The sequence below is a fragment of the Achromobacter animicus genome (assembly GCF_040775605.1).
Classification (GTDB): Bacteria; Pseudomonadota; Gammaproteobacteria; order Burkholderiales; family Burkholderiaceae_B; genus Achromobacter; species Achromobacter animicus.
The window spans coordinates 485,793-501,231 of record NZ_JAYGJK010000001.1; the positions used below are offsets into that span (position 1 = coordinate 485,793).

The 15,439-nt window shown below is 65.9% G+C and carries 10 protein-coding genes and 1 tRNA gene; 9 read left to right on the top strand and 2 right to left on the bottom strand.

Annotated features, from left to right (window positions below; all coding sequences use genetic code 11):
• Window positions 1-25 precede the first annotated feature (25 nt).
• The 4 genes from AB3147_RS02150 (at window position 26) to AB3147_RS02165 (ending at window position 4,874) form a co-directional block, all read left to right on the top strand.
• Window positions 26-649: a TetR/AcrR family transcriptional regulator gene (locus AB3147_RS02150; protein WP_367351343.1), complete on the top strand. Its 624-nt coding sequence runs from the start codon at window positions 26-28 to the stop codon at window positions 647-649.
• Between the two features lie 53 nt (window positions 650-702).
• Window positions 703-1,851, top strand: a complete 1,149-nt coding sequence (locus tag AB3147_RS02155; RefSeq protein WP_175139455.1) for an acyl-CoA dehydrogenase family protein — start codon at window positions 703-705, stop codon at window positions 1,849-1,851.
• A gap of 177 nt (window positions 1,852-2,028) precedes the next feature.
• Window positions 2,029-3,258 carry a CaiB/BaiF CoA transferase family protein gene (locus AB3147_RS02160; RefSeq protein WP_105237142.1) on the top strand — a complete coding sequence of 410 codons (1,230 nt, stop codon included), beginning with the start codon at window positions 2,029-2,031 and terminating at the stop codon, window positions 3,256-3,258.
• An 89-nt stretch (window positions 3,259-3,347) separates the two neighbouring features.
• Window positions 3,348-4,874, top strand: a complete 1,527-nt coding sequence (locus AB3147_RS02165; RefSeq protein ID WP_367351344.1) for a 3-hydroxyacyl-CoA dehydrogenase — start codon at window positions 3,348-3,350, stop codon at window positions 4,872-4,874.
• Window positions 4,875-4,986: 112 nt separating this feature from the next.
• Here AB3147_RS02165 and AB3147_RS02170 read toward each other — a convergent pair whose 3' ends face one another.
• Window positions 4,987-5,916 carry a c-type cytochrome gene (locus AB3147_RS02170; protein WP_367351345.1) on the bottom strand — a complete coding sequence of 310 codons (930 nt, stop codon included), beginning with the start codon at window positions 5,914-5,916 and terminating at the stop codon, window positions 4,987-4,989.
• Window positions 5,917-6,147: 231 nt separating this feature from the next.
• On the opposite strand from AB3147_RS02170, the gene AB3147_RS02175 reads away from it, so the two are divergent.
• Together AB3147_RS02175 and AB3147_RS02180 are read left to right on the top strand one after the other, a co-directional pair.
• Window positions 6,148-6,222: transfer RNA gene (locus tag AB3147_RS02175), tRNA-Arg, on the top strand.
• A 213-nt stretch (window positions 6,223-6,435) separates the two neighbouring features.
• Window positions 6,436-7,347 (top strand): LysR family transcriptional regulator, encoded by a 912-nt coding sequence (locus AB3147_RS02180; RefSeq protein WP_367351346.1) that lies wholly within the window; start codon window positions 6,436-6,438, stop codon window positions 7,345-7,347.
• 30 nt (window positions 7,348-7,377) lie between these two features.
• Here the strand turns inward: AB3147_RS02180 and AB3147_RS02185 are convergent, their stop codons facing one another.
• Window positions 7,378-7,845 carry a Rid family hydrolase gene (locus AB3147_RS02185; RefSeq protein ID WP_175139451.1) on the bottom strand — a complete coding sequence of 156 codons (468 nt, stop codon included), beginning with the start codon at window positions 7,843-7,845 and terminating at the stop codon, window positions 7,378-7,380.
• A 316-nt stretch (window positions 7,846-8,161) separates the two neighbouring features.
• On the opposite strand from AB3147_RS02185, the gene AB3147_RS02190 reads away from it, so the two are divergent.
• The 3 genes from AB3147_RS02190 to AB3147_RS02200 all read left to right on the top strand — a co-directional run bounded on the left by AB3147_RS02190 (window position 8,162) and on the right by AB3147_RS02200 (window position 15,106).
• A complete protein-coding gene (locus tag AB3147_RS02190; RefSeq protein WP_367351347.1) occupies window positions 8,162-11,368 on the top strand; it encodes an autotransporter outer membrane beta-barrel domain-containing protein in 3,207 nt (1,068 codons plus the stop codon).
• 389 nt (window positions 11,369-11,757) lie between these two features.
• Window positions 11,758-12,204, top strand: a complete 447-nt coding sequence (locus tag AB3147_RS02195) for a hypothetical protein (protein ID WP_367351348.1) — start codon at window positions 11,758-11,760, stop codon at window positions 12,202-12,204.
• A 508-nt stretch (window positions 12,205-12,712) separates the two neighbouring features.
• Window positions 12,713-15,106 carry an autotransporter outer membrane beta-barrel domain-containing protein gene (locus AB3147_RS02200; RefSeq protein WP_367351349.1) on the top strand — a complete coding sequence of 798 codons (2,394 nt, stop codon included), beginning with the start codon at window positions 12,713-12,715 and terminating at the stop codon, window positions 15,104-15,106.
• Window positions 15,107-15,439 lie beyond the last annotated feature (333 nt).

A 15,439-nucleotide genomic window follows, 5' to 3' on the forward strand; every position in this document is an offset into this window, starting at 1 on the left:
CGCGCGGCCCCTGCCAAAGGCGTCCATGGGCATCACCCCCCAACCCGTTCAGAAACGTGCCCGTGCGGGCCGGCCACCCACCCTGGCCGCCCCGCGCGAACGCATTCTGGAAGAAGCCGCCAAGCTGTTCGCGCGCAGCGGTTACGACGGCAGCTCCATTGCCGACCTGGCCGGCGCGATCGGCGTGTCCAAGGCGGCCATCTATCACTACTACCCCACCAAGCAGGACATCTACGACGCCATCATCCTCGAGGTGCTGGAGGGCCTGACCCACACCGTCGGCCGCGACGTGGCCGGCGCCGAGGGCGGCGTGGCCCGCCTGCGCGCTTTCATGGTGGGACATGCCCGGTACTTCGAGCAGCACCACGCCCAGTTCGTGACGATGCTGATCGGGTATTCCGGCATGGCGCTGTCCGAACGCGAAGATGCCGCCCGCCTGCGCGACAGCTACGAGAAGCAGCTGCGCGACGTGATCGCGCAGGGCGTGGCCGAAGGCGCATTCCGTGTGCTGGACGTGGCCGCCACCGGCCGCGCCGTGCTGTCGATGCTGAACTGGATGGTGCGCTGGTACAAGCCCGGCCAGGGCGACAGCGCCGAATCCATCGCCGACGGCTATTTCGATCTGCTGGTGGGCGGCATGCGCGCCTGAACCGGCCGCCACCCCCCGTTCCTGACCCATATCCGCTTATAGAGACCTCCATCATGGCCCTCGACACCGAAACCCTGAACCTCCTGATCGACGCCGTCCGCCGCTTCGTCCACGAACGCCTGATTCCCGCCGAGGACGAACTGGCCGCCAGCGGCGAAGTGCCGCCGGACATCGTCAACGAAATGCGCGACCTGGGCCTGTTCGGTCTGTCGATCTCGCCGGACTACGGCGGCCTGGGCCTGACGATGGAAGAAGAGGTCCGCGTTGTGTTCGAACTGGGCCAGACCTCGCCCGCCTTCCGCTCGCTGGCAGGCACCAACATCGGCATCGGCTCGCAGGCCATCGTCCTGGCCGGCACCGACGAGCAGCGCGCCAATTACCTGCCCAAGCTGGCCAGCGGCGAGCTCATCGGCTCCTTTGCGCTGACCGAGCCCGATGCCGGTTCCGACGCCATGTCGCTGCGCGTGTCCGCCGAGCGCGACGGCGACTTCTACGTGCTGAACGGCACCAAGCGCTACATCACCAACGCGCCCATCGCCGGCCTGTTCTCGGTCATGGCGCGTACCGCGCCCGAGCGCCGCGCCAATTCGATCTCGTGCTTTCTGGTCGAAGCGGGCACGCCGGGCCTCATCATCGGCAAGCCGGACAAGAAGATGGGCCAGGCCGGCGCGCTGACCAGCGACGTCGTGTTCGACAACTGCCGCGTGCCGGCCAGCGCGCTGCTGGGCGGCGAAGAAGGCAACGGCTTCCGGACCTCCATGCGCGTGCTGGACAAGGGACGCCTGCACATTTCCGCGCTGTGCGTGGGCATTGCCGACCGCCTGTTGCGCGACGCCGTGCAGTACGCCACCGAGCGCAAGCAGTTCGGCCAGCCCATCGCCGAGTTCCAGCTCATCCAGGCGATGATCGCCGACAGCCAGGCCGAGCTGTATGCGGCCCGCTGCATGGTGCTGGACGCCGCCCGCATGCGCGATCGCGGCGAGAACACCACCATGCAGGCCGCCTGCTGCAAGCTCTTCTCCACCGAAATGGTGGGCCGCGTCGCCGACCGCGCGGTGCAGATCCACGGCGGTGCGGGCTACATGTCCGAATACGCGGTGGAACGCTTCTACCGCGACGTGCGCCTGTTCCGCATCTTCGAAGGCACCTCGCAGATCCAGCAGCTGGTCATCGCGCGCGAGACCATCAAGGCGCATTCCTGATCTTTCCGTCGCCAGACGTCCGGCCAACGCGTTCCAGAGGCTAATATCCAGTCTGACGAATGTTGATCGGAAGGCGGCCCCCGCGGGCCGCCTTCTGGCATGACGGAATCCCAGTCCGCCCGGCGCTTCTCCGCGGGGCCGGAAGTTCTCATTTCCCTTCTAGCGAAAAGATTACCGATGTCGCAACGTCCCGCTCCCCTCACCGGCATACGCGTGCTGGATCTGACCCGTGTGCTGGCGGGTCCCTGGTGCACCCAGAACCTGGCCGACCTTGGCGCCGAGGTGATCAAGATCGAACGGCCCGGCTCGGGCGACGATACGCGCGCCTGGGGCCCCCCGTACCTGAAGGACGAAGCGGGCCACGACACCACCGAGGCCGCCTACTACCTGTCGGCCAACCGCAACAAGATGTCGGTGGCGCTGGACATCGCGTCGCCGCGCGGCGCGGAGCTGGTGCGCGAGCTGGCGCTGCAAAGCGACATCCTGGTTGAAAACTTCAAGGTGGGCGGCCTTTCCAAGTACGGCCTGGACTACGAGAGCCTGAAGGAACTGAACCCGCGCCTGATCTATTGCTCGATCACGGGCTTCGGCCAGACCGGCCCGTACGCCAGCCGTCCCGGCTATGACTTCATGATCCAGGGCATGGGCGGCCTGATGAGCATCACGGGCGAACGCGACGACCTGCCCGGCGGCGGTCCGCAAAAGGCCGGCGTGGCCGTGGCCGACCTGATGACGGGCATGTATTCCACCGTGGGCATCCTGGCCGCGCTGCACGAGCGCGCCCGCAGCGGCCTGGGCCAGCACATCGATATGGCCCTGCTGGACTGCCAGGTCGCCATGATGGCCAACCAGAACCTGAACTTCATGACCTCCGGCGTGGCCCCGCGCCGCGCCGGCAACGCGCACCAGAACCTGGTTCCCTACCAGGTGTTCGCGGCCAGCGATGGTCACCTCATCGTGGCCGTGGGCAACGACAGCCAGTTCCGCAACTACTGCGGCGCGATCGGCCTGCCCGAGCTGTCGGCCGACCCGCGCTTCGCTACCAACCCGCAACGCGTGAAGAACCGCGAGGAACTCGTGCCCCTCTTGGCCGAGCGCATGGCCACCGGCGAGCGCGACCACTGGCTTGCCGCGCTGGAGGGCGTGGGCGTGCCGGCCGGGCCCATCAACACGCTGGACCAGGTTTACGAAGACCCGCACGTCCTGGCCCGCAACATGAAGCGCGAGCTGCCGCATCCGGCTGCCGGCACCGTGCCCGTGGCCGCCAGCCCGCTGAAGTTTTCCGGCAGCCCGGTCGAGTACCGCCGCGCGCCGCCCATGCTGGGCGAGCACACCGAGCAGGTCCTGTCCGAGAAGCTGGGACTGTCGGCCGAAGAAATCCAGGCGCTGGCGCAGAGCCGGGCCTGATGCGCGCGCGAAGGCGGCCAGTCCGCCTGTCGCGCACGCCGCGCCGCGCCAAGCGCACGATCCATTCCAATACAGGCAGGAGAGAGTTGATGACGGAGATTCAAACCATCGGCGTCGTGGGCGCCGGGGCCATGGGGCGCGGCATCGCGCAGATCGCGGCGCAGGCCGGCCTGCACGTGCGTCTGTACGACACCAGTTCGGAGGCCATTGCAGCCGCGCGCGAATCCTTGCGCCAGACCTGGGAAAAGCTGGCCCAGAAGGGCAAGCTGACCGCCGCCGACGCACAAGCCGCGCTCGAGCGCGTCGAATCGGCCACCGCGCTGACTGACATGTCGAACTGCCAGCTCGTGGTCGAAGCCATCGTCGAGCGGCTGGACGTCAAGCGTGATCTTTTCGCCGCGCTGGAAGGCGTGGTGTCCGACGACTGCATTCTGGCGTCCAACACCTCGTCGCTTTCCATCACGGCGATTGCGGCCGCCTGCAAGCGTCCGCAACGCGTGGCCGGCTATCACTTCTTCAATCCCGTTGCGCTGATGAAGGTGGTTGAAGTCATCGACGGCCTGCGCAGTGCGCCGGAAGTGGGCGACGCCCTGGCCGAGCTGGCCCGCCGCATGGGCCACACGCCTGCGCGCGCCAAGGACATGCCCGGTTTCATCGTCAACCACGCGGGCCGCGGCATGAACACGGAAGGCCTGCGCGTCGCGCAGGAGGCTGTGGCCACCTTCGCCCAGGTCGACGCCGTGATGCGCGAGCAGGCGGGCTTTCGCATGGGACCGTTCGAACTGCTGGACCTGACCGCGCTCGACGTCTCGCATCCGGTGATGGAATCCATCTACCGCCAGTTCTTTGACGAGCCGCGCTTTCGCCCGTCGCCGATCACGACCGTGCGCCTGGCGGGCGGGCTGATCGGCCGCAAGGCGGGGGAGGGCTTCTACGTCTACGCCGACGGCCAGAAGCAGGTGCCGGCCGAAGCGGCTGCGCCCGCGCTGCCCGAGGGCCTGAAGGTCTGGGTCAGCCCCAAGCACGGCGAAGGCTACGCCCGCGCTTCCGCGCTGGTTGAAAAGCTGGGCGGCACGCTGGTCACGGGATCGACGCCGGATGCCGATGCGCTGATTATCGTCACGCCGTTCGGTGAAGACGTGTCCACCAGCGTCTCCGCGCAAGGCCTGAACGCGGGCCGCACGGTTGGCCTGGACACGCTGTATGCGTTCGATAACGCGAAGCGCCGCACGATCATGGTCTCGCCCGCCACCGAGGACAAGTGGCGTGATGCCGCCCATGCACTGCTGGCCGCCGACGGCGTGCCCGTCACGGTGATCGAGGATTCTCCCGGCTTCATCGCGCAACGCATCGTGGCGCACATCGTGAACATTGCCTGCGATATCGCGCAGCAGAAGATCGCCACGCCCGAAGACATCGATCTGGCCGTGACGCTGGGGCTGGGTTACCCGGTAGGCCCGCTGGCTTTGGGCGACAAGCTGGGCGCCGATCGCATTCTGGAAATCCTGAAGAGCATGCAGCGCGTGACGGGCGACACCCGTTACCGTCCCAGCCTGTGGCTGCAGCGCCGCGTGCAGTTGGGCATGTCGCTGGTGAAGGCGTCGGCGGCGGACTGATCGCTGGGTGGCGAGGTGTCTGACACCTTTGCCACGCGAAGCCGGGTCACCGGATAAAAAAAGCCCCTTGAAGATTCAAGGGGCTTTTTATCGCCTGCGATGCGGGCGGGTATTACTTGGCGGCGTTCACCATGAACTCTACGGCGGCGCGGATGTCGTCTTCCGAGGCGTTGGCTGCGCCGCCCTTGGGAGGCATTGCGCCCTTGCCCGTCATGGCGACCTTGACCATCGCGTCCATGCCGGTCTTGATGTAGGGCTCCCAGGCGGCCTTGTCGCCGAACTTGGGCGCGTTGGCCACGCCCGTGGCGTGGCACGCGAAACAGGCCGTTTTGTAGAGCTGTTCGCCCGCCGGGTTGACGGCGGCGGCCTTTTGTTCGGGGGCGGGAGCGGCGGCAGCAGGAGCGGCGGCAGCAGGAGCAGCGGCGGCGGGCGCAGCGGCGGCGGGCGCGGCAGCAGCGGGAGCCGCCGGCGCCGGTGCAGCGGCTTGCGCGGCCGGTGCGGCTTCGCCTTCCTTCTTGGCGCCGTCTTCAGCGGGGGCTGCCGGTTCCGGCAGCGAGGCGCCGGACTTGTTGGCCATGTAGACCACGGCGCGCGCGACTTCGTAGTCGGACAGGGCCGGGTTGCCGCCCTTGGCGGGCATGCCGCCCTTGCCGTGCAGCGCGACCTTCATCATCTCGTCGTAGCCAGCCTTGATGAACGGCGCCCACGCGGCGTTGTCGCCCAGCTTGGGTGCGCCCGCCACGCCAGCGGTGTGACAGGCCGTACAGACGCTGGCGAAGACCTGTTCGCCGGTCTTGAAGACCTTGGGCGCGTTGGCGTCAACGAGTTCGAATCCCGCAACGGGCGCGATCCGCCGTGCGACGGCCTCGCCGGACAAAGCGTCCGAGCCGGCGCCGGTCTTGGTGCCGGTGACCACCATGTTCACCAGAAGGATGATGATGGCGATGGGAACCACGAAAGCCAGGACGATCGTGACGATCAGTTGCTTCGGGGTCTTGATGGGGGAGGAGTGCTCTTCTATGTGTTCCTGCTCGTTGCTCATGACCTAATCCTGCTAACGGGTACCGGGGGCGCCTGGCGGCGGCAACAGAAAATCAGAACTGCACAAGTCGGCGGCAACTCATGCCCGCCTGCAAGCAAACGCTGGATTATATAACGGTGTCATGGACGATCGTCCAATGAGAAAGGACGGGTTTTCGATGAGTTTGCCGGAGGATTTGATCCAGTTCATGCAGAACGCGTAAAACTGGGTACAATACCGCCTCCTTGCGCTGCGCCCGTAGTTCAATGGATAGAATGAGAGTTTCCGAAGCTCTTGATACAGGTTCGATTCCTGTCGGGCGCGCCAACTGATTAAAGCAGTGCGTTGTTCCGGGCCCTTCATGGGCCCTTTTTTGTTTTCGCCGATACTGCGGGCGAAAGCCCGTGGACAAAATCGCGAGGGCACAATCGCGAGGGTAGGATCACCGACGATTCCCCACAATCCGCCGCGAAAGAACCTCCGCCAATCATCGTGCCGTCCAAACCCGCCAAAACTCAGACGCATTCCGATCGCCCTTCCGTGGGACAGCGCGACGCGGCGCAACAGTTGTCATGGGATGACCTGCGCATCATCAAGACACTGAGCGACTGCGGCAATCGGTCGATCGCTGCCGAAAAGCTCGGCATCAATGCCTCCACCGTCTCGCGCCGCGTGGCGCACGCCGAAGCCGCGCTGGGCGTCGCGTTGTTCGACCGGCGGCACGCGGGCTACAAGCTGACGCCTGAGGGCACGGAGCTGCGCGCACTGAGCGAGCGCGTCGAACTTGATGTCGTCAGCGTGGCCCGACGCATTTCCGGCGCCGCGCACGATCCGCAGGGCACGCTGCGCGTCGCCACCAGCGATTCGCTTCTGCTGTATTTCCTGACGCCCATCATTGCTGAATTCAGAGCGGCGCATCCCTCATTGACCGTCGAGGTGCTGGTCGGCAACGGCACACTGGATCTGGCGCGGGACGAATCCGACGTCGCGCTCAGGGCGACGCGGCGCCCGCCCGAGAGCTGGGTGGGACGCAGGCTGGCAGGCATCGCGTGGGCGCCCTACGGGGCTGCGCAGCAATTTCGCCGCAAGGCACCCGCCGCCGAACGCCTTTACGAGCTGGATTGGGTGTCGTACGCGGGCGGGCTGTCCGGCCTCAAGGCCGCGCACTACCTTGAAAGCCGTGTCGCGCCATCCCGCATTGCCTACCGGTCGGACTCGGTTGCCGCAGTAAGCGCGGGTATCTCGGCTGGCCTGGGCATGGGCTACCTGCCTTGCATGCTGGGCGACACGATGGCCGATGTGGTGCGCGTCGGTCCCGTCGTGCCCGAGCTTCAGGATGAGCTTTGGCTGCTCACCCATCCTGACATCCGCGGATCCCGGCGCGTCCAGGCTTTCATGCGCTTTTGCGCCGCGGCCGTGGCCAAGCAGAAGGCGTTGATCGAGGGCCGCTAGGCCCTTTTCCCGCCAAGCAGCAGTGCCCGGTCAGCCGGCAGCCTTGGGACGCAGGATGGCCTTGCAAGCGATCTCGATCAACTGCGCAGGCATCGCCAGACGCGACACGCCGATCAGGTTGCTGGCCACTTGCGGACGGTCGGTGCCGTACGCGGCCTTGCGCACCTTGCCCGCCGCTGCAAAGGCGGCATCCACATCCAGCACATACAACGTTTCTTCGACGACGTTATCCAGCGTGGCGCCGAATTTGCCCAGCAACACCGCCAGGTTCTCGTAGGTGGCGCGCATCTGCGCTTCCATCGTGGAGAAGTCGCGCGGCTTGCCTTGGTCGTCCAGTTCGGCCGGCGCGATCAGGTTGCCGTCCTGGTCGTGGTTGAGCTGGCCCGACACGTAGATTTCGTTGCCCACCTGCACCGCCTGCGCATACCCATAGGCGTCTTCCCACGGCACGCCCCAGTAGGCGGTTTTCTTGTCGAGCGGGTTCGCTTGCGTTGTCATGGTTTTCTCCTCGGGGATATGGGAAAGAAGGTGGGTGATCAGAAGGCTCCAGCGTAACCGTGGCACGAAGTTCCGGGAGCGCATTACTGCGCTTTCAAGATGCAAATTTGCACTTTGATTGCCGCCGGCATGAATACACCCTTGCCGCCGCAAACGATCCGGTGGGCTGGCACGTTATCGAATTCAGAGCAACCGAGACTCGTCGGATTCCCAAGCGGACGTTGATCCTGATAAGCGGGTCGCGCCATCGGAGTAAACGTACTCTGGGTGAGGCCGGGGAGCTTGAACACAATCGATCACACCGACGCAATGCGCTTTGACGATCAGCCGAGCTGAACGAACAGAAGCCGCGCGTCAATCCAACACCCAGGATGATCGATTGATGCTCGTGGATTCCCGCGCGGCGCTGCGCCGCGCAGATTCAATGCTGTTTCCCAATGCCAGAACAACCGCGATCAAGCTTTGCCTTGGTCTGTTGCTGCTGTCCGTGAACATGTCACACCAACCCGATGCCTGGGGCGCGATCGTGGGTGTTTCGGGGGCCGGCGGCCTCGGCGGCGCACCCAATGGAGGCCGCGGCGGCGATGGTGGCAACGGGGATGCCGCCCTGGACCTGACGAAGTCATACACCATGGTCGGCGACGTCGAGGGCGGGGCCGGCGGCGGCGGCGGGGGAGGCGGTGGCGGCGGGCATGGTCACTCCATGGGGGGAGCGGGCGGCGACGGCGGCAACGGCGGAGTCGGCGTCGTCATATCAGGCGACGCGGTGGTATTGCACAACGATGGCTGGTCGATCCGCGGCGGCAAGGGCGGCGGTGGCGGAGGGGGAGGCGGCTCCACCTTCCACCCCTCCGTAGAGCCGGACGGCGGTCGCGGTGGCGACGGCTCGATGGGCGTTGACGGCGCCGCCGGCGGGGGCGGCGGAGGCGGCGCACACGTCCGGGCGGCCTTCGGCGGAGACGGCGGCAACGGGGGAGAAAATGGTCTGACTGCCGGCGGGGGCCCTCCAGGCATCTCCTGGGCTGGCGGCGGGGGCGGGGGCGGAGGTGCTTCCGTCAACGGGGGGGCGCCGGGCGCAGACGTGTGGCCGATCCTGATCGAGGGAATTGGGGGGGCGGGCGGCATTGCCGGCGGGGCATCCGGCGTCAACGGAGGCGATGCCAAACCGTATGAAGGTTTCGCCGCAGGGGGTGGGGGCGGCGGCGCGCCAGGCGGCGATGGCGGTAACGGCGGGCAGTACTCGCGTTTCGATACGAACGGGGGCGGCGCGGCCGGCAGCAGCAATCACGGCGTCTATGTCACGGGGGCCGGCTCCGTCATCATCAACGCGGGCTCCATTGTGGCGGGGCCGGTCAACCAGGACACCGCCATCCAGTACGCGGCGACCGCCAGCAATTCGACCTTGATGCTCCGCGAAGGCAGCCTGATTCAGGGGCTCGTCGATGCCACCGAATCGAGCGGCACAAACACGCTGGTCCTGGATGGCGGCGCGGCGCAGGCGTTTGACGTGGGCAAGATCGGCCCCGGCGCGCAGGGTCAGTATCTGGGCTTCAACGCATTCGAGAAAGCGTCTCACGGCACGTGGGCGCTCACGGGTTCGCCCGCGCTGGCGCTTACGCCTTGGACGCTTTCCGGGGGATGGCTTGCGATCACGGACGACGCGGCGCTGGGAGACACGACGGGCGGCCTCATCTTCGAGGGCGGCGGATTGCAGTTGAACGCCAGCATCACATCGCAGCGCGATTTTCAGCTGCGCGGTGATGGCGCGGTCCACACTGCCGATGGCACCGTGTCCGTGATGCACGGAACGATCAGCGGCGCCGGCAACCTCACCAAGACCGGGTCCGGAACATGGATCATCGAGCGCAACGATATCGGATCGGGCATTACCACGCCGGCGGCGCAGCTCACGTATACAGGCGCCACGCGAGTTGATGAGGGCATGCTGGTCATTCAAGGCACGAGCCTGGGGCGGGCCGATCATGCGGCCAGTGTTGCTGGCGCCAGCAACGCGGCCTTGTACCTTTCCAACGGTGCCGTGCTCGACGGCCGGATGGACGGACCGAATCTCGTCATCGATGCGACGAGCCGATGGAACGTCCTGGCCGATACCCCTCATGCCTCGGCGGGAAACAATCTCAGCACCGTCAATGCGCTTCAGCTTGCCGGCAGCATTGCCTTCGCACCGCCCGACGGGTCCAACAACGAGGTCGGCCGAACGCTCACCGCCAACAACCTGGCGGGCGCGGGCGGGCAAGTCCAGTTGCACGTCAGCCCGGCCGGCGCTGCGGATCATCTGACGCTGACCCAGGGCGCCACGGGGTTGACCTATCTGAAGATCATCACGCCCGGCGGCTTCGGAGATCCCATGGCCGGCGACGGGCTGTTGGTGGTCAAGGCCGGCGCCAGCACCGACCATGCGTTTCGCCAATCCCCAGGACAACCCACGCTGGCCGGCGCGTTCAACTACGGGCTGGTGCACGGCGCGCGAAACGGCGCAGCCGATCTGGCCAACAACTGGTATCTGTTCAGCGATGTCCGCCCCGAGGTGTCCATCTACTCGCAGTTGGGCAATCAGGCCTTGCGGCAGTCCGAGGTGGCGGTGGGTTCGTTCAACGAACGGATGGGTGCGACCGAAACACTGGCGCGAACGGTCTATCCGTATGTCTGGGCGCGATCGTTCGGGGTCCTCGAACGCCGGGATGGCGCACCCATGGGGATCCGGCAAGCGAACGTCGCCGTGGATTCGCGGCTGGGCGGGCTACAGGTGGGAACCGACCTGTTCGTGGCCAGCAGAGGCGCCGGCCGCCGGAGCGCGGGCGTGTTCGCTACGGCAATGGCTTCACGCAACGACGTGGCGCACTATCAGGCGTTCACGCGTTCGACTGTGGCTGCCGGCCACAGCGATCAGACCATGTACGGCCTGGGCGCCTACTACACGTTGATCGACGGCAAAGGCGGATACGCCGATTTCGTCGCGCAGGTCAGCCGCTACGGTGTGAAGGCCCATTCGCGCGGCGCGCAAGGTTTGTCTTTGCAGACGTCCGGATGGGGCGCCGCGTTGTCCGCCGAAGCCGGCAAAGCCATCGACATCGACAACGCCAGCGGACTGCGCATCGAGCCGCAAGCCCAGGTGAAGATCCAGCACGTCAGACTGCGCGACAGCGAAGACCGAGTCGGGCCGGTTGCGCTGCCGGGAATGCGCGCGCTGCACTCGCGTGTGAGCCTGAAGGTTTCCAAAATCTGGGATGCGCAACCCGAGACGCGGCACCACGGCTGGCTGATGCTGAGCTATCGGCACACGCTGGGGAAATCCTCCAGTACTTACCCCACCGCCACGCAGGGCGACATCTCGTTCGACAACGATCTGGATGGGTCGCGCGTGGGCCTGACGGCGGGCTACGACCGGCGCGCGGGCAGGAACACTTTCGTCAACGTGCAGGTGCATGCCGAACAGGGCTTGGGCGGCGCGTCAGGGTTGCGGGCGGTGGGCGGCTCGGTCGGGGTGAAGTACCTGTTCTAGCAATCGCGCGAAGCATGGGGCCGTCGGATAACTGGCAGTGTCTCGAGATTTTCGCCATAGCGATCGTCTGATTTTGCCCGGCAACTGATTCTTATAAATGCTGGTGCGACATCGGAGTAAACCTACTCTGGGTGAAGCCAGGGCGCTTAAAGAGAATCTGAGACACCGACGACATAGGCTTGAACGCTTTGCAGCGTGCATCCGTCGTTCGATGTGATTAACCGGATTCTTCAAACGCGCAACCGGCCACGCCGGTGTGCCACGTTCTTACGAGACCCAAATAGCAGTTCTGCCTGGAGCGTCACTTGATCCTCCGGTGCTATTGAATTCGTGAAGCCGCGCGTGAATCCACCACCCAGGATGAACCATTGATGTATACGGATTCTTGCTTGGCGTCGCGACACGCGGATTCGATCTCGAATCGAACCAACAAGGCGCGCGGTATCGCGCTCAAGCTTTGTTTTGGCCTGTCTTTCATCTCTCTCGGCATGTCCCCGCATCCCGCGGCGCGCGCGTTGATCGTCGGCGAGGCGGGGGTGGGCGGCGCAGGCGGGGCTGCCAACGGGGGCAACGGGAGCGACGGCGGGGATGGTTTTGCGGCCCTGGATGTCACTACGTCCTATACGACCTATGACGACATTGAAGGCGCGCCCGGCGGCGGCGGTGGCGGTGGCGGTGGGGGCGGGCCGGGAAACTTTGCCGGCGGCGGGGGCGGGGCGGGCGGGAACGGTGGGCACGGCATCGTGATCTCTGGCGACGGCGTGGTCCTGCATAACGCCGGCTACTCGATCAGCGGCGGCAAAGGCGGTGGCGGCGGGGGCGGGGGGTGGCGGTAGCTACAGTGAGCGTGCGGTCAGCGACGGCGGCCGGGGTGGTAATGGGTCCGGAGGAGAAGGCGGCGGCGCTGGCGGGGGCGGAGGAGGCGGCGCGGATATCAACCCCAACGGGATCGATGGAACGGGTTTCGGCGGAAATGGCGGCAATGGGGGTGAAAATGGCATGCCGGGTGGCGGCGACGTCCCGGGGACGTCCCCCTATGCGGGTGGCGGTGGCGGTGGCGGCGGTACCTACACCAACGGCGGGTCGGCGGGCCAAGGGTTATTCCATAGCCAAAGTCCGGGAGTAGGCGGATCGGGTGGTATGGCTGGCGGTGAGGCCGGCGTAGACGGTGGCCGGGCAAATCCAGGAACGGGATTGGAAGGATTTGGTGGGGGCGGCGGAGGCGGCGGGGCAGCCGGCGGATCTGGCGGCAACGGCGGGCGTGGGACCGGCTTCCCAGGCGGGCCTCCAGGCGGCGCTGGCGGCAACAGCGGTCACGGTGTCTATGTCACCGGCGCCAACACCGTGATCATCAATTCCGGAACGATATCTCAAGGGCCGGTGAACCAGAACACCGCCATCAAGTATTCAGCCACGGCTCGCGATTCCACGCTTGTTCTGCAAGCGGGCAGCCAGATCATTGGCCTGGTCGACGCCACGGAGTCGGGCGGCAAGAATACGCTGGCTCTGGATGGCGGCGCCGCGCTGGCCTTTGACGTCAGCCAGATCGGAAGTGGCGCGCAGGCGCAATACCTGGGCTTCAATGCTTTCGAAAAAACGTCGGCAGGAACATGGACGCTGACAGGAACGCCCAGCCAGACCCTCACACCCTGGACCCTGTCGGGCGGGTGGCTCGCGATTGCCGACGACGCCAGCCTGGGCGACGCGGCCGGCGCCGTCACGTTCAACGGCGGCGGACTGCAACTGGATGCCGACATCCTGACGCAGCGCGACATGCAATTCGCGGGAGAAGGCGCGATCCGTGCGGCGGACGGCACGGTATCCGTGATGCAAGGCGCGATCACGGGATCGGGCACGCTGACCAAGACCGGCGCGGGCACGTGGATCATCGACCGCGACAATGCCTTTGCTGGCGACACGCTGATTGACGATGGCGTGCTGCAGCTCGGCACGGGTCAGACCGCAGGATCGTTGGGGGCGGGCGCTTTCGAGAACCACGCCGTCCTGGCCATCGACCGCGCCGACGCGGTCGTCATGTCCAACGCCATATCGGGTACGGGCGAACTGCGACAGGCGGGCACGGGCACGACCACGCTGACCGGACCGCTCACCTATACCGGTGTCACGAGGGTGGACAATGGCACGCTGGTCCTCGACGGCACGTCGTTGGGCCAGGCCGATCATGCGATCGCCCGGGTCATCGGTGCGGGCAGTGCGGACCTGGGCCTGGCCAACGGCGCCACGCTCGAAGGTTGGGTGGATGGGCCGAGTCTTTCCATCGACGCGTCCAGCCGGTGGCACATCTTGACCGACGCGTCCAACCCCGCGCAAGACAACAACCTCAGCACGGTCAACGAACTCCAGCTTGCCGGCAGCGTTGCCTTTGCGCCACCCGCCGAATGGACCACCGATGCGATCGGACGCACGTTGTCCGCCAACAACCTGGCAGGGGGCGGTGGTGAAGTGCAGCTGCACATGATTCCCACTGCCGCCGGCACCGTGGATTACCTGACCTTGAACGCCGGAGCGACGGGCTTGACCAATCTGACGCTCAATGCCGAGGGCGATTTTGGCGATCCGCTTCGTGGAAACGGCTTTCTGGTGGTCAAGGCGGGCGCCGGCACGGACAACGCGTTCAGGCTGACGCCGGGACAGGCCCCGCGGGGCGGTGCGTTTCGCTACGTGCTGGCGCATGGCGCGCAGGACGGCTCGCCGGAACTCGCCAACAACTGGTACTTGATCAGCGAAGTCCGCCCCGAAGTCTCCATTTACTCGCAGTTGGGCGGGCAAGCGTTGCGGCAGTCCGAACTGGCGGTCGGCACTTTCAACGAACGTATGGGCGCCACCGAAACGCTGTCTCGGAAGGTATACCCGTTTGCCTGGGCCAGAACGCTCGGGGGTTGGGAAAACCGCGACGGCGCGTCGCGCGGCATTCTGCAATCACAGGTCGCAAGCCGCACGACGCTGGGCGGGCTGCAGGTGGGAACGGACTTGTTCGTGACCAACACGGGGATTCGCCGCAACAGCATTGGGGTGTTCGGGACTGCGATGGTCTCGCGCGCGCAGGTGGATCATTATCAGGAATCCACGCGTTCAACGATCGATGCCGGCCGCAGCGATCAGACGATGTACGGCCTGGGCGCGTACTACACGATGATGGACGGTAAGGGCGGGTATGCCGACTTCGTCACGCAGATCAGCCGGTATGGCGTCCAAACGCAATCGAGCGGCGCGGCCGGCATGTCGCTACAAACATCGGGATGGGGCCTGGCGCTGTCGGCCGAAGCCGGCAAGGCGTTCGACATCGGCGACGCGTCCGAAGGGCTGCGAATCGAACCGCAAGCGCAGGTGATGGTCCAGCACATCAAGCTGCGCGACAGCGATGATGACCTTGGCCGCGTGGCGCTGCCCAAATCTCATGCGCTGCATTCGCGCGTGAGCCTGAAGCTGTCGAAAGCCTGGGGCGAGCAGGACGATGCGCAGAACCACGGCTGGCTCATGCTGAGTTACCGGCACACGCTGGGGGACTCGACCAGCTCCTACCAGACGCTGACGCAAGGCGATATCGCGTTCGACAACAAGCTGGACGGATCGCGCGTGGGCCTGGCGGCGGGCTATGACCGGCGGGCGGGCAAGAACACGTTCATCAATGTTCAGCTGAATGCCGAGCAGGGTCTGGGGGGCGAGTCGGGGCTGCTCGCCGTGGGTGGATCGGTCGGCATCAAGTATCTGTTCTAGCGAACACAGAACATCCCCCGCGTAGGCGCCCCGCCGCATAGCGGCTGCGCGGGTATTCGCTCCTTTAGGATCAGTCGTATTTCGACGGCTGGAATCGATGGCTTTGGAAGTTTGCGGGCCAACGGAGTAAACGTACTCTCGGCGAATCCTGCGCGCATACACAGAATCAATTGCGCCGACGATATGGGTATCAATAATTACTTGAGACTACCCAGCCGACGTCGCGCGATGTCATTAATCGGAATTCAGCGCGCAACCGGCAAGTCCGGTGTTCCACGTTCTTAAAACCTCAAGCAGACGATTTCGCCTGGTGCAGCCCGATGCGCCGGGAGC